Source organism: Pseudomonas sp. 1928-m (assembly GCF_029269135.1).
GTDB lineage: Bacteria > Pseudomonadota > Gammaproteobacteria > Pseudomonadales > Pseudomonadaceae > Aquipseudomonas.
The window spans coordinates 555,148-579,357 of record NZ_JARIXO010000001.1; the positions used below are offsets into that span (position 1 = coordinate 555,148).

The 24,210-nt window shown below is 63.2% G+C and carries 21 protein-coding genes; 13 read left to right on the forward strand and 8 right to left on the reverse strand.

What is annotated here, in order from left to right; genetic code table 11:
* The first annotated feature begins 16 nt into the window (after positions 1-16).
* Together P3C18_RS02485 and P3C18_RS02490 are read left to right on the forward strand one after the other, a co-directional pair.
* Positions 17-838 (forward strand): alpha/beta hydrolase, encoded by an 822-nt coding sequence (locus tag P3C18_RS02485; protein WP_275960289.1) that lies wholly within the window; start codon positions 17-19, stop codon positions 836-838.
* A complete protein-coding gene (locus tag P3C18_RS02490; protein WP_275960290.1) occupies positions 835-1,839 on the forward strand; it encodes a caspase family protein in 1,005 nt (334 codons plus the stop codon). The genes P3C18_RS02485 and P3C18_RS02490 overlap by 4 nt, the downstream gene beginning before the upstream one ends.
* Before the next feature lie 42 nt (positions 1,840-1,881).
* Here P3C18_RS02490 and P3C18_RS02495 read toward each other — a convergent pair whose 3' ends face one another.
* Together P3C18_RS02495 and P3C18_RS02500 are read right to left on the reverse strand one after the other, a co-directional pair.
* Complete coding sequence (locus P3C18_RS02495; RefSeq protein WP_275960291.1) at positions 1,882-2,526, reverse strand: methylamine utilization protein; 645 nt, start codon at positions 2,524-2,526, stop codon at positions 1,882-1,884.
* Between the two features lie 68 nt (positions 2,527-2,594).
* Entirely contained in the window at positions 2,595-3,494 is a 900-nt protein-coding gene (locus P3C18_RS02500; protein WP_275960292.1) for a LysR family transcriptional regulator, read from the reverse strand.
* A gap of 100 nt (positions 3,495-3,594) precedes the next feature.
* On the opposite strand from P3C18_RS02500, the gene P3C18_RS02505 reads away from it, so the two are divergent.
* The 4 genes from P3C18_RS02505 to P3C18_RS02520 all read left to right on the forward strand — a co-directional run bounded on the left by P3C18_RS02505 (position 3,595) and on the right by P3C18_RS02520 (position 8,326).
* Positions 3,595-4,833 (forward strand): 3-hydroxyacyl-CoA dehydrogenase, encoded by a 1,239-nt coding sequence (locus P3C18_RS02505; RefSeq protein ID WP_275960293.1) that lies wholly within the window; start codon positions 3,595-3,597, stop codon positions 4,831-4,833.
* The gene (locus tag P3C18_RS02510) at positions 4,830-6,620 is read left to right on the forward strand and encodes an acyl-CoA dehydrogenase C-terminal domain-containing protein (protein ID WP_275960294.1); all 1,791 of its coding nucleotides are present in this window, start codon (positions 4,830-4,832) and stop codon (positions 6,618-6,620) included. The genes P3C18_RS02505 and P3C18_RS02510 overlap by 4 nt, the downstream gene beginning before the upstream one ends.
* Positions 6,621-6,690: 70 nt before the next feature.
* Positions 6,691-7,854, forward strand: coding sequence for an iron-containing alcohol dehydrogenase (locus tag P3C18_RS02515; protein WP_275960295.1), 1,164 nt, complete (start codon positions 6,691-6,693; stop codon positions 7,852-7,854).
* Positions 7,855-7,882: 28 nt separating this feature from the next.
* The gene (locus P3C18_RS02520) at positions 7,883-8,326 is read left to right on the forward strand and encodes a thioesterase family protein (RefSeq protein WP_275960296.1); all 444 of its coding nucleotides are present in this window, start codon (positions 7,883-7,885) and stop codon (positions 8,324-8,326) included.
* Positions 8,327-8,394: 68 nt separating this feature from the next.
* Here the strand turns inward: P3C18_RS02520 and P3C18_RS02525 are convergent, their stop codons facing one another.
* The 4 genes from P3C18_RS02525 to P3C18_RS02540 form a co-directional block, all read right to left on the reverse strand.
* Entirely contained in the window at positions 8,395-8,820 is a 426-nt protein-coding gene (locus P3C18_RS02525) for a glycine zipper domain-containing protein (RefSeq protein ID WP_275960297.1), read from the reverse strand.
* Between the two features lie 144 nt (positions 8,821-8,964).
* Complete coding sequence (locus tag P3C18_RS02530; protein WP_275960298.1) at positions 8,965-11,286, reverse strand: FdhF/YdeP family oxidoreductase; 2,322 nt, start codon at positions 11,284-11,286, stop codon at positions 8,965-8,967.
* Positions 11,283-12,125 carry a formate dehydrogenase accessory sulfurtransferase FdhD gene (gene fdhD / locus P3C18_RS02535; RefSeq protein WP_275960301.1) on the reverse strand — a complete coding sequence of 281 codons (843 nt, stop codon included), beginning with the start codon at positions 12,123-12,125 and terminating at the stop codon, positions 11,283-11,285. The genes P3C18_RS02530 and fdhD overlap by 4 nt, the downstream gene beginning before the upstream one ends.
* Positions 12,126-12,245: 120 nt before the next feature.
* On the reverse strand, positions 12,246-13,139 hold the full coding sequence (locus P3C18_RS02540) for a LysR family transcriptional regulator (RefSeq protein WP_275960303.1): 894 nt from the start codon (positions 13,137-13,139) through the stop codon (positions 12,246-12,248).
* Positions 13,140-13,333: 194 nt separating this feature from the next.
* Here P3C18_RS02540 and lysM point away from each other — a divergent pair, with 194 nt between their 5' ends.
* The gene (gene lysM, locus P3C18_RS02545) at positions 13,334-13,771 is read left to right on the forward strand and encodes a peptidoglycan-binding protein LysM (RefSeq protein ID WP_257776685.1); all 438 of its coding nucleotides are present in this window, start codon (positions 13,334-13,336) and stop codon (positions 13,769-13,771) included.
* Between the two features lie 77 nt (positions 13,772-13,848).
* Here lysM and yrfG read toward each other — a convergent pair whose 3' ends face one another.
* Positions 13,849-14,523: a GMP/IMP nucleotidase gene (yrfG, locus tag P3C18_RS02550; RefSeq protein WP_275960304.1), complete on the reverse strand. Its 675-nt coding sequence runs from the start codon at positions 14,521-14,523 to the stop codon at positions 13,849-13,851.
* A gap of 133 nt (positions 14,524-14,656) precedes the next feature.
* Here yrfG and nudE point away from each other — a divergent pair, with 133 nt between their 5' ends.
* The gene (gene nudE, locus P3C18_RS02555; protein WP_275960305.1) at positions 14,657-15,223 is read left to right on the forward strand and encodes an ADP compounds hydrolase NudE; all 567 of its coding nucleotides are present in this window, start codon (positions 14,657-14,659) and stop codon (positions 15,221-15,223) included.
* The gene (gene cysQ / locus P3C18_RS02560; protein ID WP_275960306.1) at positions 15,220-16,041 is read left to right on the forward strand and encodes a 3'(2'),5'-bisphosphate nucleotidase CysQ; all 822 of its coding nucleotides are present in this window, start codon (positions 15,220-15,222) and stop codon (positions 16,039-16,041) included. The genes nudE and cysQ overlap by 4 nt, the downstream gene beginning before the upstream one ends.
* A 105-nt stretch (positions 16,042-16,146) precedes the next feature.
* Here the strand turns inward: cysQ and P3C18_RS02565 are convergent, their stop codons facing one another.
* Positions 16,147-18,057, reverse strand: coding sequence for a beta-ketoacyl synthase (locus P3C18_RS02565; protein WP_275960307.1), 1,911 nt, complete (start codon positions 18,055-18,057; stop codon positions 16,147-16,149).
* A 242-nt stretch (positions 18,058-18,299) separates the two neighbouring features.
* On the opposite strand from P3C18_RS02565, the gene P3C18_RS02570 reads away from it, so the two are divergent.
* The 4 genes from P3C18_RS02570 (at position 18,300) to gcvT (ending at position 24,125) form a co-directional block, all read left to right on the forward strand.
* The gene (locus P3C18_RS02570) at positions 18,300-19,949 is read left to right on the forward strand and encodes an acyl-CoA synthetase (RefSeq protein ID WP_275960308.1); all 1,650 of its coding nucleotides are present in this window, start codon (positions 18,300-18,302) and stop codon (positions 19,947-19,949) included.
* 112 nt (positions 19,950-20,061) lie between these two features.
* A complete protein-coding gene (locus P3C18_RS02575; protein ID WP_170048611.1) occupies positions 20,062-21,063 on the forward strand; it encodes an extracellular solute-binding protein in 1,002 nt (333 codons plus the stop codon).
* Positions 21,064-21,230: 167 nt separating this feature from the next.
* On the forward strand, positions 21,231-22,847 hold the full coding sequence (locus tag P3C18_RS02580) for an iron ABC transporter permease (RefSeq protein ID WP_275960309.1): 1,617 nt from the start codon (positions 21,231-21,233) through the stop codon (positions 22,845-22,847).
* A 195-nt stretch (positions 22,848-23,042) separates the two neighbouring features.
* A complete protein-coding gene (gene gcvT / locus P3C18_RS02585) occupies positions 23,043-24,125 on the forward strand; it encodes a glycine cleavage system aminomethyltransferase GcvT (RefSeq protein WP_275960310.1) in 1,083 nt (360 codons plus the stop codon).
* Positions 24,126-24,210: the final 85 nt, after the last annotated feature.

Here is a 24,210-nt window from a genome sequence, read left to right on the forward strand (position 1 = left end):
TGTTGTGGTAGGCGCAGTGCTCTGGCGTTTGGTGCTGCTGGGTGCATGCGTGTGCTGGCTGGGTGGCTGCACTCAGCCAGTTCAACTACAGGGTTCGCGGCTAAAGACTGAGGCCTGGGTGATGGAGCGGGGTTGGTCGCCGGTTGAGCTGGTGGCTCAGCCGTTCAACCTGTTGGGTTTGCTGCGGCAGACGGCTGCCTCGCAGACGCTCACCCTCTATATCGAGGGCGATGGCGCACCTTGGCCTTCCGTCTATAGGCCGCCGCAAGATCCCACGCCCATTCGTCCTTTGGCGATGCTGCTTGCCGAGCGCGATACAGCAGTGGCCGTCGCCTACCTGGGGCGCCCTTGCCAGTACCTGAGCACGAGCGAGTTGCGCCAGTGCTCTCCCTTGTATTGGAGCGAACGGCGTTTCTCCGCTGAGGTATTGCAGGCTATGGACCGGGCGGTAAGCGAACTCAAGCAACAAGCGGGAGCCGAGCGGCTGCGCTTGGTCGGTTATTCCGGCGGTGGCGTGTTGGCGACCCTGCTGGCGCAACAGCGTGATGATGTTGAGCTGTTGGTTACGCTGGCTGCCCCCCTGGCACTGAACGAGTGGACCAGGCGTCTGCAGCTGTCACCCTTGCATGGCTCGCTGGATCCACTGGATGGGCCACCTCAGCGTGCGCGGGCGCTGCATTTCAGTGGCGCGGCGGATCAGGTGGTACCCACTGCGGTAGCTGCGTATTTCGTCGCTCGCCATGGTGGGCGTCTGAAACAGCTGCCCGGCTTCGACCATGCATGTTGTTGGCTACAACGCTGGCCGGCGCTGTTGACGGGTTTGGAGGGCGAGCAATGAAACCAACTTCTTGGATAGCCTTGGTGCTATTGGTACTAGTCGAGCCAGTGCTGGCCGATTTTCGCCCTCCGGCTTTCGCCGGCGGTATACCCGGGCGTGCGCAGATGCAGGCCATTGATCTGCAGCGCCACCAGGCCCGCACCTTGCTCTACCGTGAAGCGCTGGAAGAGTTGCGACGCAATCCGCGGGTGGTGGATGTGCGTGAGTGCACCGCCGCCGATGACGATCAGGCTTATTGCTTGCCTAAGGCTGCGCTGGGCGGCGTGCCGGCAGCGATTGCCGGGCGGCCGATTGAGCGGCGCGTAGCACTGCTGATTGGCAATAACCAGTATCAGTCGCCAATCCCCGCGTTGCGCACCCCCATCCGTGATGTTGAGCGCGTTGCCGCCACTCTCAAGCAGGTGTTGGGGTTTGAGTTGCGCGTGCTGAACAACGCCAGCAAGGCCGATATTGTCCGTGCGGTGGCCGCCTTGGCGCGGGAAATGACGCCGGCCGATGCGGTATTTGTCTATTACGCCGGGCATGGCTACCTGATGGATGACACCGAGATGGGTTACTGGATACCCAGCGATGGCTCGGTAAAAACAGCGGCGCAATGGATTTCCAATCAGGACATCGCCACCTTGCTGCGGGCGATTCCCGCGCGTCAGGTATTGCTGGTTTCGGACAGTTGTTTTTCCGGCACCTTAGTGCGTGGCCAGGCCTACCAGGGTGGGCGGATTGCACCCGCTGAGGTGCTGCGCAAACGTAGCGTGCTGGTGTTGTCTTCCGGTGGAGAGGAGCCTGTGTCCGATGAGGGCAAGGAGGGCCACTCGATATTCGCCTGGCATTTTCTGCGTAGCTTGCAGGGGCTGGATGCCACAGTGCCTGGTTTCAATCTGTATCAGGTGGTGCGCCGTGGTGTCAGCCAGGACTACCCGCAACAGCCGCAGTACGGCGCTGTATCGGTAGCCGGGCATGAGGTAGGTGGCGAGTATCTATTCGAGCGTTTGCCGAATTAATTGCTGCATTGCGCAGATGCTCATCTGGCTATTGATCTGACATCAAGGCACGTAGCCGCCTTTACCCTGTGGGCGCATGGCGGGTGCTTTTGGCCGTGGGTCGCGTTTTAGTGCGCCGGTCAGTTGCCAGGTTAGCGCGCCGTCGTTTGGTACGGCGCGGCTCATGGCTTCCTGCGGGTCGGCGATGCGCGGGTGCCAGAGCTGCAGGGTTTGTCCTGCGGCAGCATCGAAGTCCAGGCGGGTTTTGCCCTGTTTGTCGGTTTGGGCGAACCAGGGCGTGTCGAGCACCAGGATAAAGCCGAGCATCCAGTCGTGGATATTGCAGCCCAGGGTCACCAGGCCGGGCTGGTCGAAACGCATCTCTTGCGGCGCGGCCTTCTGCTGGTGCAGGCGCAGTTCGAAGCGCTTGGCCGGCGAGAAGGAATAGACGTGGTGGTTGATCGGGTCGGAGTTGGGGAAGCTCACCGTGGTGCCGACCTGCACCGGCAGGATATAGGGGCTGAACTGGCGCTTCTGCTGGTCCATCAGCGCGGTGGCGGGTTGGCTTTGCGTCAGCCCCGGCTCGATCCACAGCACGGCGTCGCTGAGTGGCTTGCCCTGGTTGTCGAGTAGCACGATCTCCAGCGTTTGGGCTTGCGCCAGGGTGCCCAGTAGCGCCAGCAGCAGCGCCAAAGCCGATTTCAGCATGATCGATTCCCCAAGACTGCACGACAGTAGCCGTCAGTATAGGAAGGCTTTGCCCGACTGCCGGGTGATCAGCGCCGTGCGATCTGCTGGATCTGTTCAATCAGCCAGTGCAGCGCCGGGTCGCGCTGGCGCTGGGCCAGGCTGACGATTTCCAGGTGAAACGGGCCGAGGGCGAACGGCAGCTCGAACAGTTGCAATGGCAGCAGGCTGGCGAAGTAGCGCGCCAGTTGGGTCGGCAGCACGGCGGCCAGCTCGCTGCTGGCGACGATGTGCGCGGCCTGCAGGTAGTTGGGCGTGGTGTAGAGAATCTCCCGGCACAAGCCCTGTTCGCCCAGCCACTGGTCCACCATGCCGCGGGTTTGGCCGCCGTGTACCCAGAGATGGCGCAGCTGCAGAAAGGTCGGCAGATCCATGGGCCCGCTAACCAGTGGATGATCACGACGCAGCGCCAGCTGCAGGGTTTCGCTCATCCAGTGCTGGCGGGCGAAGCGCGCGGGGATTTCCTCGAAGCGCCCCAGCACCAGATCCAGCTCACCCTTGTCCAGCGCCTCGGCCGGCAGGCTGGGGCTTAGGTGGCGGATGTCGATACGCATGCCGGGGGCCTGCTGGCTGAGCTGCTTGAGCAGGCGCGGCATACAGATCAGCTCGACATAGTCGGTGACGGCGATGCTGAAGTGCTGACGGCTGCTGGCCGGGTCGAACACCTCACCAGCGCTAAGGCTTTGCTCGATCTGCTGCAGGGCGGCGCGGATCGGCGTTTCCAGCGCCTGGGCGCGTGGCGTCGGCTGCATGCTGCGACCCACCCGTACCAGCAGCGGATCGTCGAGCAGTTCGCGCAGGCGATTCAGGGCATTGCTCACTGCCGGCTGACTGAGCGACAGGCGTTCGGCAGCGCGGGAGACATTCTGCTCGCGCATCAGTGCGTCGAACACGCGCAGCAGGTTGAGGTCGAAGGTTGAGATATTCATTGGCTGAATACGACTTATCACAAGACTAAATTTCAAAAATAGTAATGCCTTGCTTATGGTGGTGGGCGAATTTTTTTAGGCAACTGGCAGAGGGGTGGGCATGAGCAAGGCATTCGAAGTTCAGCAGGCCGCCGTAATCGGCGCGGGCACCATGGGCCGCGGCATTGTGATGAGCCTGGCCAACGCCGGTATTCAGGTGCTGTGGCTGGACAACAATCCGCAGATGCTTGAGCAGGCCATGACTGTGGTGGCCGACACCAACGCGCATAACCTCAAACTGGGCCGCATCAGCGAAGAACAGTCGGCCGCGCGCCTGGCCTTCGTCACCCCGGTGGGCGAATACGCGGCGCTGGCCGATGCCGATCTGGTGATCGAGGCGGTGTACGAGAACCTCGAGCTCAAGCAGCAGATCTTCCGCACGCTCGACGCCACCCTGAAGCCAGGTGCGATTCTCGCCAGCAACACCTCGGCGCTGGACATCGACGCGATTGCCGCAGTGACCAAGCGCCCTGAGCAGGTGCTGGGCCTGCATTTTTTCAGCCCCGCGCACATCATGAAATTGCTGGAAATAGTCCGTGGCGCTAAGACTGCCCCTGCGGTGCTGGACGCGGCTGTGGCCCTGGGTCAGCGCATCGGCAAGGTCAGCGTGGTGGCGGGCAACTGCGACGGCTTTATCGGCAACCGCATGCTGCACACCTATGTGCGCGAGGCGCGCATGCTGCTGCTTGAAGGGGCTTATCCGCATCAGGTCGACGCCGCGTTGCAGGGTTTTGGCTTTGCCATGGGCCCGTTCCGCATGTACGACGTGGTCGGTATCGATCTGGAATGGCGCGCCCGCGAGCTGGCCGGCAAGGGGCAGGATGATCCGGCGGTGCAGGTGGATAACCGCCTGTGCGGCCTCGGTCGTTTCGGCCAGAAGACGCGCATGGGCTATTACCGCTACGCCGAAGGCAGCCGCCAGGCCGAGCACGATCCCGAGGTGGATGCCCTGGTGCTGCAGGTGTCCGAGCAGTTGGGCTTTGTTCGCCGCGATATTGGTCCCGAGGAAATCCTCGAACGCTGCCTGCTGGCACTGGTCAACGAGGGCGCGAAAATCCTCGAAGAGAATATCGCCGCCAATAGTCACGACATCGATCTGGTCTACCTCAACGGCTATGGCTTTCCGGCCGATAAAGGCGGGCCGATGAGCTGGGCCGATGGCCAGGGTGTGGCGGCGATTCATGACCGCTCGAAGGCGCTGCAGGCGACGTTCGGTGAGCACTGGTTGCCGGCACGCCTGATTGAAAAACTGGCCAGCAGCGGCCAGCGTTTTGCTGACGTACAGGAGGGCCGGGTATGAGCTACCAAGCCCCGCTGCGCGATATGCGCTTTGTGTTGCATGAGCTGTTCGATATCAGCGCCCACTGCCAGCTGCTCGGCAACGGCCTTGATCGTGAGCTGATCGACGGCGTGCTGGAAGAGGGCGCACGTTACGCCGCTGAGGTGGTGGCGCCGCTCAACCGCAACAGCGACGAGCAGGGTTGTCAGCTCTGCGATGGCCAGGTGAGCACGCCGGATGGCTTTGCCGAGGCGTATCAGCAATATGTCGATAATGGCTGGGCGAGCATGACCGGGCCGAGCGAGTACGGCGGTCAGGCGCTACCGCAGATGCTTGCCTGCAACTTTCACGAGATGCTGATGGGCGCTTCGCTGTCGTTCCGGGTGTATTCCGGGCTGACCGAGGGCGCGGTGCTGGCGCTGTACAAACATGGCAGCGAAACGCTGAAGGACATCTACCTGCACAAGCTGGTCAGTGGCCAATGGGCCGGCACCATGTGCCTGACCGAACCCCAGGCCGGCACCGATCTGGCGTTGCTGCGCACCAAGGCCGAGCCGCAAGCGGACGGCAGCTTCAAGGTCCGCGGCAGCAAGATCTTTATTAGCGGCGGCGAGCAGGACCTGTCGGAAAACATCATCCATCTGGTGCTTGCGCGCCTGCCGGATGCACCGGCCGGGGTGAAGGGCATCAGCCTGCTGCTGGTGCCGAAATTTATCGCCGCGGCCGATGGCACGCCGGGTGAGCGCAACGCGCTGTCCTGCGGCGCTATCGAGCACAAGATGGGCATCAAGGGCGCCTCCACCTGCGTGATGAACTTCGACGGCGCCACTGGCTGGCTGATCGGCGAGGCCAACCAGGGCCTGGCCTGCATGTTCACCATGATGAACGACGCGCGCTTCCAGGTCGGTCTGCAGGGCCTCGGTATCGGCGAAGCGGCCTTCCAGGGCGCGCTGCGTTATGCCCGCGAGCGTTTGCAGTCGCGTGCCCTCAGTGGGCCGGCTGAGCCGGGCAAGGCGGCCGATCCGATCATCAATCACCCGGATGTGCGGCGCATGCTGCTGACGCAGAAGAGCCTGGTCGAAGGCAGCCGCATGCTGGCGGCCTACTGCGCGCGCCAGCTCGACCTTGAGCATGGTCATCCGGATGCCACCGCGCGCAAGGCTGCCGGCAAGCGCGCGGCGCTGCTGATCCCGATCGTCAAAGCCTTCTTTACCGACATGGGCCAGGAAGTCGCCAGCCATGCTGTGCAGGTGTATGGCGGTCACGGTTTTATCCGCGAATGGGGTATCGAGCAATTGATGCGCGATAGCCGCATTACCCAGTTGTATGAAGGCACCAACGGCATTCAGGCGCTGGACTATATCCGCCGCAAGGTGCTCGGTGACGGCGGTGCGGAACTGTCGGCGCTGCAGGCCGAGTTCAGCGAGCTGTGTGATGCCCAGGTTGGCCGTCCGGCATTGGCCGAGTTGGCCAAAAGCGTGCAGGTGCGTCTGGGCGAGTGGCGCGAGCTGAGCAGCGCAGTGATTGCGGCCAGTCAGCGCGATGTGCAGGAGATCGGCGCGGTGTCGGTGGATTTTCTCCAGTATTCGGCCTATGTGCTGTTGGCCGGCTTCTGGCTGCAGGCGGCGGCACGGGCGCAGGATGCCCTGGAGGCGGGAGACGGTGAGGCGGCGTTTTATCAGGCCAAGCTGCAGTCCGCCGACTTCTACCTGCGCCGGGTGTTGCCACGGGCCAGTGCCCACCGCGAAGCCTTGCTTGGTGGCGCGGCGTGCCTGATGGCCATGGATGAGGCGAGTTTCGCCTTCTGACCGAAGCGCGTAGCGTGGGTGCTATCCACGTTGCTGCGCGAGCCATTTATTACAACAAGAGGATCACCCCATGCTGCCCTTTAGCTTTGCCACCACCGCGCAGATTCTCTGCGAGATCGGCGCGTCGCGGCGTCTGGCCGAGCTGTGCCGCGAGCGCGGCGCGCAGCGGGTGCTGATCGTCACTGACCCTGGCATCAGCAAGCTCGGCTTGTTGGTGGATGTGTTGCCAGGTTTTGCCCGCACGGATCTGACGGTTGAGGTATTCGATCAGGTGGTCGCCGACCCGCCCGAGGCCATTCTGCTGGCAGCGGTGGAGCAGGCCCGCGCACTCAGGGCGCAGCTGATCGTTGGCTTTGGCGGCGGCAGTTCGATGGATGTGGCCAAGCTGGTGGCGCTGCTGGCGCATCCCGATTGTGGCCAGGAACTGGCGCAGGTCTACGGCGTCGGTAATGCCCGGGGTCAGCGTCTGCCGCTGATTCTGGTGCCGACCACCGCCGGCACCGGCTCTGAAGTCACGCAGATTTCCATCATCACCACCGGCGAAACTACCAAGATGGGCGTGGTCTCGCCGCTGCTGCTGCCGGACCTGGCGCTGCTCGATGCCGAGCTGACCCTTGGCCTGCCGCCGGCGGTGACCGCCGCCACCGGAATCGACGCCATGGTGCATGCCATTGAGGCCTACACCAGCGCGCTGAAAAAGAACCCGCTGTCCGACCTGCTGGCCCGCGAAGCGTTGCGCCTGCTGGCGGCCAATCTGGATGAAGTGGTGCACAACGGCGGCAACCGCGAGGCGCGTCAGGCCATGCTGCTGGGCTCCTGCCTGGCCGGCCAGGCGTTTGCCAACGCGCCGGTGGCGGCGGTGCATGCGCTGGCTTATCCGTTGGGCGGGCATTTCCATATTCCCCATGGCCTGAGTAACGCCTTGGTGCTGCCACATGTGCTGGGTTTCAACGGCAATGCAGCCGCGCCGTTGTATGCCGAGCTGGCGCCGCTGGTGCTGGGCGATCAGCTGCGCGCCGGCAGCACGTTGCAACAGACCGAGCAGTTGATCGGCGCACTGGCCGACTTCAGCGTACGTAGCGGCCTGCCCACGCGCCTGCGTGATGCCGGTGTGCCGCAAGATATGCTGCCGACCCTGGCCCGCGACGCCATGCAGCAACAGCGCCTGCTGGTGAACAACCCGAGGGAAATGACCGAGGCCCATGCCCTGGCCATCTATCAGGTGGCGTATTAAGCCGCCTCGCTACTTTCAAGGACTTCCGATGAGCCAACCCCAACACCTGCGCAGCGCTTACCGGCACTTCCAGCCGATCACCACGCGCTGGCATGACAACGATGTCTACGGCCACGTCAACAATGTCACCTATTACAGCTTCTTCGACAGCGCGGTGAACAGCTACCTGATCGAGGTTGGTGGCCTGGATATCCATAACGGTGAGGTGGTGGGTTTTGTGGTCAGCTCCAGCTGCGATTACTTCGCCTCCATCGCCTTTCCCGAACGCATCGAGATCGGCCTGCGGGTCGGCAAGCTGGGCAATAGTTCGGTGCAGTATGAGTTGGCGGTATTCAAGGCGGATGAAGACGAGGCCTGCGCGGCCGGGCGCTTTGTGCATGTCTTCGTCGACCGCAACAGCAACCGCCCGGTCAGCATTCCCGAAAGCCTGCGCGCAGCGCTGACGGTGCTGCTGATGGAGCCAGCGACATAGCTGAGTAGGATGGGTGCCATACGCAAAAAGCCGCTGTTAGGCGGCTTTTTGCTGTCAGCACTCGGCACTTAGTGATGTTTGTGCTTTTTATGCTTCTTGTGTTTCTTGCCTTTGTCGTGGCCGCGATCACGTTCGCTGCCGCCGGCGTATTCATTGGCCAGCGCGCCACCGGCTGCACCGCCCAGGCCGGCACCGATGGTCGAACCGGTGCTACCGCCGACCTTGTTGCCCAGTACCGAGCCACCCGCCGCGCCCAGGCCACCGCCCAGTGCAGCTTCGATCTTGTTGCCGTCGCGTGCGGTAATCACACCGCCGGCTGCGCCCCCCAGGCCCGCGCCAATCGCCGCGCCGGTGCTGCCACCAACCTGTTGGCCGATCACATTGCCCAGGGCGCCACCCACACCGCCACCAATGGCAACCTTGGCGGTATCGCCCGCTAGGGCCAGGGGCGAAGCCAGGGCGCTGAATACCAGCGCAGAAAATAATGTACGCATACGGCAGACCTTCTCGACTAAATGGGTGTGCGGACATAGGCCTTTGTTTTTAAAGGATGATTATTCCGCGCACAGTCTTAGAGGGCGTTTCTCCGAAAAATTCCCTGCCGCTGGTCGTCATTGTGATCCCCGCCCCACATCGGCTCAAAGAATGCGCGCTTCGGCCTGATGCGCCTGCAGACGGATGGCTACGTACTTCGAGGTCGGGGTAAAGCTGCCCGTGCCGAAACTCTGCAGCGGCACCAGCGGGTTGGCCTCCGGGTAGTAGGCGGCTGCCTGGCCGGCGGGAATATCGAAGGCCAGCAGGGTAAAGCCCTCGACCTTGCGTTCGATGCCGTCATCCCAGATGGACTGGATATCGACCTGCTGCCCCGGTTGAAAGCCCAGGCGCAGGATGTCCGCTTCGTTGACGAACAGTACCTGACGCTGGCCCTTGACCCCACGGTAGCGGTCATCCAGGCCATAGATGGTGGTGTTGTACTGATCGTGGGAGCGCAGCGTCTGCAGGATCAGGTCCGGCGTTTGCCCGGTGCTGCGCACCTGGGTTGGCAGAAGGTCGGCGGGCAGCGGGTTGGCCTTGAAGTTGGCCTTGTGGCTGGCGGTGAGCCAGCGTCGTTCGGCGGCGGCGTTGCCCAGGTAGAAACCGCCGGGGTGTTGCAGACGCTGATTGAAGTCGCTGAAGCCGGGAATGGTTTCGGCAATCAATTCGCGGATGCGCCGGTAATCGGCAATCAGCGCATCCCAGTCCACCGGATGATTGCCCAGGGTGGCCTTGGCGATACCGGCAATGATCGCCGGCTCCGAACGCATCTGTGGCGACAGCGGTTCGAGCTGGCCGTAGGAGGCGTGGATCATGCTGAACGAGTCTTCAACTGTCACCGCCTGTGGGCCGTCGGCCTGGTGGTCGATGTCGGTCCGCCCGAGGCACGGCAGGATTAGCGCATCGCTGCCGGTGGTCAGGTGGCTGCGGTTGAGCTTGGTGCTGATCTGCACGGTCAGCGCGCAGCGGCTCAGCGCGGCGTGGCTGCGCGGGCTGTCCGGGGTGGCTTGGGCAAAGTTGCCACCCAGGCCGATAAACACCTTGGCCTGACCGTCGAGCATGGCGTTGATCGCCTCGACGGTATTGTGGCCCTGCGCGCGCGGCACCTGGAAGTTAAAGCGCTGCTCCAGCGCATCGAGAAAGGCCGCTGGTGGGCGCTCATTGATGCCCATGGTGCGATCGCCCTGCACGTTGCTGTGGCCGCGCACGGGGCACAGGCCGGCACCGGGGCGGCCAAGGTTGCCGCGCAGCAGCTGCAGGTTGACGATTTCCTGAATGGTCGCCACCGAGTTGTGGTGCTGGGTGATGCCCATGGCCCAGCAGATGATCACCCGCTCGGCATGGCGGTAGAGCAGGGCGGCATGCTTCAGTTCGTCCAGACTCAGGCCGGATTGCTCGACCAACGAATCCCAGCTGCTGGCATCCAGCAGCGCTAAATAGTCGTCCACGCCGTGGGTGTGTTCCGCGATAAACGCCAAGTCGAACACCGCCGGCTCGCCATTAGTCAGCGCTTCGCGGTGCCATCGCAGGAGGAACTTGGCCATGCCGCGCAGGGCGGCTAAATCGCCGCCCAAGGCCGGGCGGAAGAATGCGGTGTTGAGCGGTTCGGAGCCGTTGCTGAGCATTTCCAACGCATGTTGCGGATGCTGAAAACGCTCCAGGCCGCGCTCCTTCAGCGGGTTGAAACACACTACCTGCGCGCCGCGTTGGACCGCCTCACGCAGCGGTTCGAGCATGCGTGGGTGGTTGGTGCCGGGGTTCTGCCCGAGCACGAAGATCGCGTCGCTGTGCTCGAAGTCGGCGAAGGTCACGCTGCCCTTGCCGACGCCCACGCTTTGCCCGAGGGCCACGCCGCTGGCTTCGTGGCACATGTTCGAGCAGTCGGGAAAGTTGTTGCTGCCAAAGGCGCGGACGAACAGCTGATACAGGTAGGCGGCTTCGTTGCTGGCACGACCGGAGGTGTAGAACTCGGCCTGATTGGGGCTTTGCAGCGCATTCAGATGCTCGGCGATCAGGGCGAAAGCGGCGTCCCAGCTGATCGGTTGGTAATGATCGCTGGCGGCGTCGTAACGCATCGGTTCGGTCAGGCGGCCCTGGTATTCAAGCCAGTAATCGCTTTGCTCACGCAGTTGGCTGACGCTGTAGCGGGCGAAGAAAGCCGCGTCCACCCGGCGTTTGGTGGCTTCCCAGTTGACCGCCTTGGCACCGTTTTCGCAGAACTTGATGTGGCCGTCTTCCGGCGAATCACCCCAGGCGCAGCCGGGGCAGTCGAAGCCGCCGTGCTGGTTGGTCTTGAGCAGAGCGCGCAGGTTTTTGAACGGCTGCTTACTGTCCAGCCAGAAGTGCGTCACGCTGCGCAGCGCGCCCCAGCCGGCGGCTGCCCCGGTGTAGGGTTTATAGCGTGGCTTGATCGGTTGCAGGCTCATGGCTGGGCGACTCCGGGTGCGGCCGGGCTGTAGACCCGTGGCGCGCTGTGCTGGGGCAGGTGAATCAGGTTGAGGTTGTGCTGGCGCGCCCACTGCACGCTGAGGGTGGTCGGCGCGGACAGGCTGACCAAGGTACCGATGCCGGCGCGCAGGGCCTTGTGGATCAGCTCCAGGCTGCAACGGCTGGTGACCACGGCAAAGCCCTGGCGCGGGTCGTCATCTGCGCGATGCAAGGCGCCGAGCAGCTTGTCGAGGGCGTTATGCCGGCCGATGTCTTCGCGGCACAGGCGGATCTGCCCCTGGCCATCAACAAACAGCGCGGCATGTACCGCGCCGCTATGGCGAGCCATGGTCTGTACGGTTTGAATCCGCTGACGCAGGCCTTGCAGATGGGCGGCTGCTGGTAGCGGGCACTGCGTCAGGCTGGGTAATTGCGGTAGGGCTTGTTCCAGCGCTTCGACCCCGCACAGGCCGCAGCCGCTGTTACCGGCCAGGGTGCGGCGCTGCTGCTTGAGCGCCCAGAATGCGCGGTTGCTGACCTGCACCTCGGCGTTGATGGCGTCGGCATGTGGCTTGAGGCTGATGTCGTAGATCTCATCGAAGCTGTCGATCAGGCCTGCACTTAGGCTGAAACCGTAGATAAAGTCTTCAAGGTCGCTGGGCGAGACCATCATTACGCTGTGGCTGATGCCGTTGTAGCTGATCGCCAGGGCGGTTTCGCTGGCCAGCGCGGCGGCGCCATCCAGCTGCGCCTCTGCCAGCTCGACATAGCTATAAGTCGGTGCCGGCAGCAGCACTGGGGTGGCATCTTTGACGATTGCAGGGGCGTGGCGTGGCATGGGCAGGCTTCCCGGCGACGGAGTGACTTCGCCAGCCTAGGCCGCTGTGCCGGGTGCGTCTAATCGCTGTTACCGATCTTGTGATCGACGTTGTCTATCAAGGCTTCAAGTCTGGGCCTTTCAGCCCGCATCAGCGGCTAGCAGCTTGTGCGCTTCGGCAAAGCAGGCTTCGGCTAGGGCCGAGCGCGGTGCACTGCGGCGCAGGATCAGGCCCAGCGGGGCGAGGGTGTGGGCGTCTTCGATTGGCGTCAGCGCTAGGTGTTCGGTGAACTCGGCGAGGCCACCGTTGAGCGGCATGATCGCGCAACACAGCCCGGCGCTGACCGCTTGCAGCAGTTGATGCACGGCATCGGTTTCCAACCGTGGGCTGGGCGTCAGGCCACGGGAGCGAAAGCTGTGGTCGATCGATTGGCGAAAATGCATGCCGGCCGAGAGCAGGCCCAGCGGCAGGTCGATCAGGCTTTCCCAGCGCAGGGCCGGGCGGGTGAACTGAAAATGCCGGCGGTCATACAGCAGGCCCATGCGCGTTTCCGCCAGCTCCAGGCTGTCGAAATGCTCAGGGTTGAGGCGGTCGAGGTAGGACAGGCCGAGGTCGAGCTGGTTGCGCCCTAGGCGTTCGAGAATCTCCTCGCTGCTCAGGGCGAACAGCTGAAAGCGCAGCCCAGGATGCTGCTCGGCGAAGAACTGCACCAGGCGCATCGGATCGAAACCGGCCAGCGGCACCACGCCCAGGCGCAGGGTGCCGACCAGCTGGCCACGGCAGGCGGCCGCTTCTGCATACAGGCCATCGTGGGCGGCCATCAGGCTGCGCGCCCAGGCCAGAATGCGCTCGCCCTCGGCACTGAAACCCTCGAAACGCTGACCACGGCGGACCAGCTCCAGGCCCAGCTCGTCTTCCAGCTGACGCAGGCGCATCGACAGGGTCGGCTGGGTGATATGGCAGCGCGCGGCGGCTTGGCCGAAGTGGCGGGTTTCATCCAGGGCGATCAGAAACTTCAGCTGTTTGATATCCACGATGAATCCTTCAACGCCCTGAGTTTTGCCGATTCTAGCAGGCAGTGGAGTACGTTCTTGAGCTGAATACGGCCTATGGCGCGACCTGCAGCGACAGCGCCGGGTCTGGCACCTTTGTCACGAATCCGGGTCTAGACTTCTGGCTCCGGGCGGCGTCGCCCGGCCACTTTCCAAGGAATCAAGAGGAAGCGTTTATGAGTCTGTTTGCCTTTGTTAAAGAAGCCGGGACCAAACTCTGGGAGTCGCTGGTCGGTCAGGAGGCCCAGGCGGCCGAATCACTGACCGCGCATGTGGCCAAGGTGGGCTTGGGTAACCCGAATATTCAGGTCAGCGTCGAGGGTGAGAAAGTCATCGCCCGTGGCGAGGTGGCCAGCCAGGAAGAGAAGGAGAAAATCCTGCTGGCCCTGGGCAACGTCGCTGGCGTCGCTGAAGTGGAAGACCATATCAGCGTAACCACGCCGGCCCCGGCGGCACGTTTTGTCACGGTGAAGAAGGGCGATACCCTGAGCGCGATTGCCAAAGCCGAATACGGCAACGCCAATGCCTACCCGAAAATCTTTGAAGCCAACAAGCCGATGCTCAGCCATCCAGACAAGATCTATCCGGGCCAGGTGCTGCGTATTCCCGAGTAGGTGACACCTGTGGGAGGCGCTGGGCGGCACCCCGCTTCAGCGGCGACAGTCGCGGCTAAAGCCCCTCCCACAAATTATCAGTCGCTTCCCTCAAGGTTGCGCAACAGCTCCCGATAATCCTCGACCGCCGCAAACTCCTCGGTGTCCTTCGGCCCCGCCTGGCTATCGGGCTGGCGCACGGCGAGCAGGTGGCTGACGCCAAAGCGGCCGGCGCTGCGCAGGATTGGCAGGCTGTCATCGATAAACAAACTGCGCGCAGGTTCGAAGCTGATGTCCTGCTGCAGGGCGTGCCAGAACTGCTGGTCTTCCTTGGGAAAGCCATAGTCGTGGGAGCTGATCAGCCGGTCGAAGTAGGGCGCCAGTTCGATGCGTTCCAGCTTCAGCGATAGCGAATCGCGGTGCGCGTTGGTGATCAGCACCACCTGTTTGCCGGCCTGGCGCAGGGCCTGGATAAAGGTGTCGGCGTCCCGGCGCAGGGCGATCAGGTGCGCCACTTCGCGTTTGAGGTCACGGATCGACAGGTTCAGCTCGCGGCTCCAGAAATCCGTGCAGTACCAGTTGAGCGTACCGGCATGCTCGCGAAACAGCGGCAGCAGTTCAGCTTCGGCCAGCGCGCGGCTGACGCCATGGTGCTCGGCATAGCGCTGCGGCAGGTGCTGCAACCAGAAGTGGTTGTCGAAGTGCAGGTCGAGCAGGGTGCCGTCCATATCCAGCAGGACGGTGTCGATGGCGTTCCAGGGCAAGGCAGGCATGCGCAGTTCTTCTGGTAGATGCGCAGGCGGTCGCGATTTGCGCCGTGGGCGTCGTGATCGCGCAATCTCCTACGCAGATAATAGGAAAAGCCGCGCTATGATAACCCGCTATGTCCTGCCCAGGAGCCGCCCCATGCGTCAGAAACCCACCGTACTCGCCCGCGAAATCGTCGCCAGCAGCCGCCTGTTCCGCGTTGAGGAGTTGCAACTGCGCTTCAGCAACGGCGTGGAACGCACCTATGAGCGGTTGGTGGGCAAGGGTTCCGGCTATGGCGCGGTGATGGTGGTGGCGATGGTCGATGCCGAGCACGCGCTGCTGGTCGAGGAATACTGCGGCGGCACTGATGACTATCAGTTGTCGCTGCCCAAAGGGCTGATCGAACCGGGCGAGGACGTGTTGGACGCGGCCAACCGCGAGCTGAAAGAAGAAGCCGGCTTTGGCGCGCACAAGCTTGAGTTGCTGGCCGAGCTGAGCCTGTCGCCGGGTTATATGAGCCAGAAGATTCAGGTGGTTCTGGCCTCGGACCTCTATGAAGAACGCCTGCCCGGCGATGAGCCGGAGCCGATGCGTGTCGACAAGGCCAGCCTGCGCGAGCTGTCGAGCCTGATCCAGCATCCGCAATTTACCGAAGGCCGCGCTCTGGCCGCGCTGTACCTGGCCCGCGATGTACTGACCCAGCGTGGGATCTTTAAGCCATGAGCCATCCACTGATTCCTGCAGTCATTGAGCTGGTGCGCGAAGCCGGCGCGGCGACCCTGCCTTTCTGGCGCGCCGATGTAACGGTGAATAAAAAAGCCGACGCCTCGCCGGTGACCGCCGCCGATATGGCCGCGCACCATATCCTCAATGATGGCCTGCTGGCCCTTGCTTCAGATATTCCGGTGCTGTCTGAAGAGGCGGCCGATATTGCCCTGAGCGAGCGCGGGCAGTGGAGCCGCTGGTGGTTGGTCGATCCGTTGGATGGCACCAAGGAATTTATCGCCGGTAGTGAGGAGTTCACCGTCAACGTTGCGCTGATCGAGCAGGGCCGCGTGGTATTCGGCGTGGTCGGCATTCCGGCCACCGGCCTGTGCTATTACGGCGGCGCAGGGCTGGGTGCCTGGCGCGCCGATGCGGCGGGTGTCAGCGAGGCGATCAGTGTGCGTCTGGCCCCGCAGGAGGCCTTTACCCTAGTGGCCAGCCGACGCCATTCCAGCCCCGCGCAAGAGGCCCTGCTGGCCGGTTTGAGTGAGCGCTTTGGTGATCTGCAACTGGCCAATGTCGGCAGCTCGCTGAAGTTCTGTTTGCTGGCCGAAGGCAATGCCGATTGCTACCCGCGTTTGGCGCCGACCTCGCAGTGGGACACCGCGGCGGCGCAAGGCGTGCTGGAAGGTGCGGGTGGTGAAGTGCTGACGCTCAAGGGCGAGGCGCTGACCTATGAGGCGCGTGAGTCGCTGCTTAATCCGTACTTTCTGGCTCTGCCAGCGGCCGCCGCTTGGCGCGCCGAGCTGATTCAGCTGGCCCGCGCGCTGGATTAAGCGACGAGTCTAGCGTTGTGGGCAGGCACAATCGCGGCTAAAGCCCCTCCCACAAATCGCGGCGCTATATGGCCCGTAGCCCGGAGTATTCGGCGATGGCTCGGCTTAGTCGAGCATATCGCCGAAGCGCTCATCCTTCTTGAACACCAGCGGCTGGGCGAAGCCCGGCACCTTGATCTGCTCGGCGCTGATCTCGATCTGCTGGTCGTCGATCAGGTCGTTACCGAAGTTATAGATAATCCCCAGATCCCCCAGCAGTGCTTGCGCGTCGTAGGCTTGCGCTTTGCTGCGGGTGGCCTCGCGGCGTTGTAGGTAGGCGGCGAACGCGGTTTCACCATGACGCTTGCGCAGCATACGTTCGGCCACATGCGGGGCCAGCAGCAGGGCGCTGGCGTTGTTGCCGCCAAAACCCTTGGAGTTGATTACACACAGATCCAGCTGCTCGGGGGCGCGTGAGCGGTCGGCGGTGGCGAAGCTCAGGTGCTGCTGGTGCACGTCTTCGGCCACCGCGTCGATGGTCTTGATCCCCGGGATAATGCCGTACTTGAAGCTGCCCAGAGCGGAGATCACCTGATCGCCACTGGCGGTGGCCAGGGAGTGGCCGACAAAGGCTTTCACCGCTGTCACCGGCCATTGCTCGATGGCGAAGGCGCTGGCCACGCGGTCGAGGATTTCCGATTCGGTCACGCGGTTGGCCGGGGTGCTGGAGCCGTGGGCATGCACAAAGCTGCGCTCGCGTACCGCGTCGATGCCCAGCAGTTGCACGGCGCTGGCCACGGCCTTGGCCACGGTCAGGTAGTTGCCGGGGCCGGGTGCGGAAATGGACTTCTTGAAACCGTCGGCGTTGATAAACACATCCGGCACTGCGCCGTGGATATCCGCACCCAGCTCCAGGGCTAGTTCGTCATCCATCAGCACGACGAACTGGCAGGCTTCAGCCAGGGTGAAGCCACAGTTTTCGCCAAACGGGCGGCTGGCGCGGCGGAAATCAACGGTGTCGTTGCCTTCGATCTGCCGCAGGCCGTCCTCGGTGGCCAGCGCGCCCATGGCGCCGTAACCCTCGATACATTCCTGATTGATCGGTGCTTCGCTGTTACCAACGATGGCCACCCGCGCCTTGCCCGAACTGATCAGCTCGATGCCTTTCTGCAGGTTATAGAGGAAGGTGGCGCAGGCGCCGGTGACGCTGCCTGTGGTGCCGACGCTGCCCAGCACATAGGCGTTGATAAAGTCCGCCGGCATGGTGTTGAGGCCCAGGGCCAGCTGCTTGGCGGTGACGCGACCGCCCTTGAGGCGCGACTGCATCAGGCCGCCGAAGCCGTTCTCGTCGAGCTGGCTCATGATGCTACCGGCGAATACCGCGACTTCGTCGGGGGCCACGTGCTGCATGATGGTCTGCCAGTCGATGCCGGTGGCGCGCAGCGCATCGGTGACGCCGACGATGGTCATGGCCAGACCGCGCGGATGGAAGCGTGCGTTGTACAGCTCGCTCGGTTCGAAGCCGGTGGGCAGCTGGCCGGCGGATTTCACCGGCAGGGCGCGGTAGCTGTCGACCTTGAATTCACAGTTGTCGTGCAGGGTTACCAGCACTTCGCTGGCGTTCAGCTCGTCCACCGTCCAGTCGCTCGGCAGTGGCTCGGGCAGGTGCTTGCGCAGGGTGATAAAGCTCAGCGGCTGGCCGGCAGTGGCGCTGATGTCGATGGTTTTTTGCCAGTGCGCCGCGTCGACATCCAGGTGCTGTTTCTCGATGCGGCGCACCAGGGTCGAGGCGAGAATCTGCTCGGCGAAGCGGCTGTCGATCTCGGCCAGGCTTAGGGCAGTGCCGGCGTCATCCTGATAGCCGCCATCGACCACCTTGACCAGCTTCATCATCACCGCCAGGCCAGCGAGGGTCTGCTGGCGCGCGGGCGTGTCCATGGACTCGATCACGGTACGGCGGAAACCGTGGTGGAAGGAGCTGCGCCCAGCCGCGTTATAGCCACCAAAACCAACGATCACAGGTAAACGTGAAGTCACTCGATAACTCCTTGAAAAGAGGGCGCCAGACAAGCCGAGATAAAACTATGGAGGCCTGTCACGCAGTCTAGAGCGCTCTGCGGCGGTTATTACGCCGCGATCAAGCGCCCAGCATGGCTGTTCGGATGCCTATGCTGACGTGATTGCTGACTTGCAAGTCACGGTTTCGACCAAGGTAGCGCATCGCTAAAACCTTACGGCTGCTATGGTCTCTGCGCACAACGCCCAGCTGGAGAACAACAATGCACAGCGTCAATCCCTACGAATACGGCATGCCCCGCGATGCGGCAAATTTTCAGGCGCTCAGCCCGCTGAGCTTTCTCGAGCGCGCCGCCAGCGTCTATCCGCAGCGCCTTGCGCTGGTCAATGGCAGCCTGCGCCAGACCTGGGGCGAAACCTACAGCCGCAGTATTCGTTTGGCCTCGGCCCTGGCCCAGCGCGGCATCGGCCTGGGCGACACGGTGGCGGTGATCGCGCCGAACGGCCCGGCGATGTTCGAGGCGCATTTCGGCGTGCCGATGTGCGGCGCGGTGCTGAATGCCATCAACACCCGTCTGGATGCCGAAGCCATCGCCTTTATCCTGCAGCACGGCGAAGCCAAGGTGCTGCTGGTGGATAAGGAGTTCGGCGAACTGGCACAGCGTGTGGTCGGTCACTTGCCACAGCCGCCGCTGGTGATTGGCATCGACGATGCGGAATATACCGAGGGTCTGCTGATCGGCCAGCTGGAATACGAGGCGCTGCTGGCCGAAGGTGACCTGGACTATGCCTGGCAGTTGCCGGCGGACGAGTGGCAGGCGATCTCGCTCAACTACACCTCCGGCACCACCGGCAACCCCAAGGGCGTGGTCTATCACCACCGCGGCGCACACCTGAACGCGCTGTCCAACGCCATGTGCTGGGACATGAGCCGCTTCCCGGTGTACCTGTGGACGCTGCCGATGTTCCATTGCAACGGCTGGTGCTTCCCCTGGGCGCTGGCCGCCTATGTCGGGGTCAATGTGTGCCTGCGCCATGTGCGCGCCGAGGCGATTTATCCGGCCATCGCCGAGTATGGCGTCGACCATTTCTGCGGCGCGCCCATCGTGCTGAATATGCTGGCCAACGCCGATGACGCGCTGAAAGCCCTGAAAACCCGTCCGGTAAAAGTGCTCACCGCCGGCGCCGCACCACCCGCAGCGGTAATCGAGGCCATGGAAGCCTTGGAGTTTCGCGTTACTCACGTTTACGGCCTGACCGAAACCTACGGGCCCAGCGTGGCTTGCGAGTGGAAAAGTGAATGGGACAGTGAAAGCCCGGAACAGCGTGCGCGCCTGAAATCCCGTCAGGGTGTGCGTGCGCCGCTGCTCGACGGCCTGATGGTAGCCGACCCCGATACCCTGCAACCGGTGCCGAAAGACGGCCAGACCATCGGCGAAATCATGATGCGCGGCAATGTGGTGATGAAGGGTTACCTAAAGAACCCCTCAGCCACCGCAGAGGCCTTTGCCGGTGGCTGGTTCCACTCCGGCGACCTGGCGGTGTGGCACGCCGACGGTTATGTGGAGATCAAGGATCGCAGCAAGGACATCATCATTTCCGGCGGCGAGAACATCTCCTCCATCGAGGTGGAAGACGTGTTGTATCGCCATCCACTGATTCTGGAAGCGGCCGTAGTGGCCATGGCCCATGCCAAATGGGGCGAAACGCCCTGCGCCTTCGTCACCCTCAAGCCGGGCGCCGAGTTGACCGCCGAGGAAGTCGTCGCCTTCTGTCAGCAGCGCATGGCGCGTTTCAAGGTGCCGGGCTGCGTGGTGTTTACCAGCCTGCCGAAAACCAGCACCGGCAAGGTGCAGAAGTTCGTGCTGCGCGAGCAGGCCAAGCAGTTGGCCGCCCAGCAGGCGGTGGCATAAAGGAGGGTTGAAGGCACTTGTTACAGGTTTAAATGGATAGCGAGTTGAGAAGCTAAATGTCATTCACTACTATTTGGCACCTTAACTCGTCTATACCAAGAGGCACTACACCATGCAGGTAAGCAAAGGCTTGTTCGCCGCACTCTCTCTCACCGCGCTCGCCAGCACTGCGCAGGCCGCCGATGAAGTGGTGGTTTATTCCTCGCGTATCGACGAGCTGATCAAGCCGGTATTCGATGCCTACACCGCGAAAACCGGGGTCAAGGTCAAGTTCATCACCGACAAGGAAGCGCCGCTGATCGCCCGTCTGAAAGCCGAAGGTGCCAACACCCCGGCTGACCTGCTGATCACCGTAGACGCCGGCAACCTCTGGCAAGCCGAGCAGGAAGGCGTGCTGCAGCCGACCAAATCCGAGCTGATCACTGCCAATATCCCAGCCCAGTACCGCTCCAGCACTGACAGCTGGACTGGCCTGTCGCTGCGCGCGCGGACCATCTTCTACTCCACCGAGCGGGTTAAACCGAGCGAGCTGAGCACCTACGAAGCCCTGGCTGACAAGAACTGGGAAGGCCGCCTGTGCCTGCGTACCAGCAAGAAGGTCTACAACCAGTCGCTGACCGCCACCCTGATCGAAACCCATGGCGCGGCCAAAACTGAAGAAATCGTCAAGGGCTGGGTCAACAACCTGGCCACCGACGTGTTCGCCGATGACACCGCGCTGCTGCAAGCCATCGACGCCGGCCAGTGCGACGTTGGCATCACCAACACCTACTACTATGGCCGCCTGCACCAGCAGCAGCCTGACCTGAAAGTGAAGCCGTACTGGCCGAACCAGAACGACCGTGGCGTGCACGTCAACCTGGCCGGTGCCGGTGTGACCAAGTACGCGCCAAACGCCGAAGCCGCGCGCAAGCTGCTGGAGTGGATGACCACCGAAGAAGCGCAGACTATCTTCGCCGGCGTCAACCAGGAGTTCCCGGCCAACCCGGCGGTTGCACCGTCCAAGGAAGTCGCTGCGTGGGGCACCTTTAAGGCTGACTCGATTGCCACCGAAGTCGCCGGCAAGCGCCAGGCTGAAGCGACCATGTTGATGGATCGCGCTGGCTGGAACTAAGCGCAGATCGTCAGCAGCTAGTGCGTAGGATGGGTTGAGCGCAGCGATACCCATCGCATCCAACACGATGGGTATCGCCGCTACGCGCCTCAACCCATCCTACGCCGTTATACTCGACGCCCCGGCTCAGTCCGGGGCGTTGTGTTTTCCAGTTTTGAGGACTTTGCGTGGCCCATCCTGCCCAGCGCCGCTGGTACCCCATCGCCTTTGCCGTTGCCTTGCTGGTGCTGCTGCCGCTGAGCGTGCTGATGTTCAGCTGGCACGAGGTCGACCAGCAGATCTGGGCGCACCTGTGGCAAACCCAGTTGCCGCGCCTGCTTGGTAATACCCTGGTGTTGGTCCTCGGAGTTGGCGTGGGTGTGACGCTGCTTGGCGTGAGCCTGGCCTGGCTTACCAGCCTCTGCGAGTTCCCCGGTCGGCGCTGGCTGGACTGGGCGCTGATGCTGCCATTTGCCATTCCCGCCTATGTGCTGGCGTTCGTGTTTGTCGGCCTGCTGGATTTCGCCGGCCCGCTGCAGACTCTGCTGCGCGAGTGGTTCGGCAGCGGGGTGCGTTTCCCCCGGGTGCGTTCCACCGGCGGGGTGATCATCGTTCTGGTGCTGGTGTTCTACCCCTACGTTTACTTGCTTGCGCGCAATGCCTTTCTGGCCCAGGGCAAGGGCTTGATGGAAGCCGCGCGGGTGCTCGGCTTGAGCCCGTGGCGAGCGTTCTGGCGCGTAGCGCTGCCGATGGCGCGCCCGGCGATTGGTGCCGGCCTGGCGCTGGCAATCATGGAAACCCTGGCGGATTTCGGCGCGGTCTCGGTGTTCAACTTCGACACCTTTACCACGGCCATCTACAAGACCTGGTACAGCTTCTACAGCCTGACCAGCGCCACTCAGCTGGCAAGCCTGCTGCTGCTGGCGGTGATGCTGGTGCTCTACGGCGAACGCCGCGCCCGCGGAGCCGTACGCCCGGTGAATGAACGGCCGCGCGGCAAGGCGCTGTATCACCTCAAGGGCGGTCAGGCGTTGGCCGCCAGCGCCTGGTGCGGCCTGGTATTCGCCTGCGGCTTTGTCATTCCGGTGCTGCAGCTGATCGTCTGGTTCTGGCAGCGCGGCCGTTTTGATCTGGATGAGCGTTACAGCGCCTTGATCCTGCACACCCTCTACCTAGGCGCGATGGCGGCGCTGATTACCGTCAGCGTGGCCTTGCTGCTGGCCTTCTCCCGACGCCTGGCGCCGACCCGGCTGATGCGCTCCACCGTCGGCGTAGCCAACCTTGGCTATGCCTTGCCCGGTTCGATGCTGGCGGTGGCGATTATGCTGGCGTTCAGTTACCTGGACCGCGAGCTGGTGATTCCGCTGTCCAGCTGGTTGGGCGGTGCGGGCAAGCCGACTCTGCTCGGCAGCCTGTCGGCGCTGCTGCTGGCCTATATGATCCGCTTTATGGCGGTGGCCTACGGGCCGTTGGAAAACAGCCTGGCGCGCATTCGCCCGTCCTTGCCGGAGGCCTCGCGCAGCCTGGGTGTCGGCGGCGTTGGACTGTTCTTCAAGGTCTATCTGCCCTTGCTGGTGCCGGGGGCGTTGTCGGCGGCGTTGCTGGTGTTTGTCGATGTGCTCAAGGAAATGCCCGCCACCCTGCTGATGCGCCCCTTTGGTTGGGACACGCTGTCGGTACGGGTGTTTGAAATGACCAGCGAGGGCGAGTGGGCGCGCGCTGCGCTGCCGGCCCTGACGCTGGTACTGGTCGGTCTGCTGCCGGTGATTTTGCTGATCCGCCGTTCGGCGCGGCGTCACGGGTAGGGTGGGTTAGCCGCGTAGCGGCGTAACCCGCCAGGCTCCTTCAGTACAGCCAAGACCAAGATGACCGCCCCCGGTGTTGCGGCTACAATGCGCGCCATTCGCAGCGGCCGATCATCTTGATAGCCCGTGCCAGTGCCCGATTGTCTGGGCTCAGCCAGGTTGCCGCTGCACTGCCCAGCCCGCAAGGAGACACTTATGGGACAGCGCACACCGCTCTATGACCTGCACCTCGCCTTGGGTGCCAAGATGGTCGACTTCGGCGGTTGGGACATGCCGTTGCACTATGGCTCGCAGGTCGAGGAGCACCATCAGGTGCGTCGCGACTGCGGGGTGTTCGATGTGTCGCACATGACCGTGGTGGATGTCAGTGGCAGCCAGGCCAAGGCCTATCTGCAACACCTGCTGGCCAACGACATCGAGCGCCTGCAAAGCATCGGCAAAGCCCTCTACAGCGGCATGCTCAACGAGCAGGGCGGGGTGGTGGATGATTTGATCGTCTACCTGACCGACTTTGGTTACCGCGTGGTGGTGAATGCCTCGACCCGCGACAAGGACCTGGCCTGGATGCGCCTGCAGAGCGTCGACTTTGACGTACAGCTGCACGAGCGCGCCGAGCTGGCGATGCTGGCCATTCAAGGCCCGCATGCGCGCAGCAAGACCGCTGAGCTGGTCAGCCAATCGCGCGCCAACCTGATTCAGAGTCTCAAGCCGTTCGAAGGCCAGCCGGATGGCGAGTGGTTTATCGCCCGCACTGGTTACACCGGCGAAGACGGCCTGGAAATCATGCTGCCGGCCAGCGAAGTGGTGGCCTTCCTTAATGAGCTGGTCGGTGCCGGGATTTCCCCTATTGGCCTGGGCGCGCGTGACACCCTGCGCTTGGAAGCCGGGATGAACCTGTACGGCCAGGACATGGACGAAAGCGTCACCCCGCTGGCCGCCAACATGGCCTGGACCATTGCCTGGGAACCGGCCAGCCGTGGTTTCGTTGGCCGCGCCGCGCTGCAGAAGCAGAAGGCCGAAGGCGTCGCCTCCAAGCTGGTCGGCCTCGTGTTGGAAGAACGCGGCGTGCTGCGTGCGCACCAGGTGGTGCGGGTTGAAGGGGTGGGCGAAGGTGAGATCACCAGCGGCAGCTTCTCGCCGACTTTGGGTAAATCCATCGCTCTGGCCCGCGTGCCGGCAGCGACCAACGAACGCGCCGAGGTGGAAATCCGCGGCAAGTGGTACCCGGTGCGGGTGGTCAAACCGACGTTTGTGCGTAACGGCAAGGCCCTGATCTGAGCTTTGATTTGGCCATGGATGGTCGAGAGCGCCCGTTTTGGAGCGGCTCGCTAGGTTTTTAAAGACTTTCTTTCGGTATGGCCAA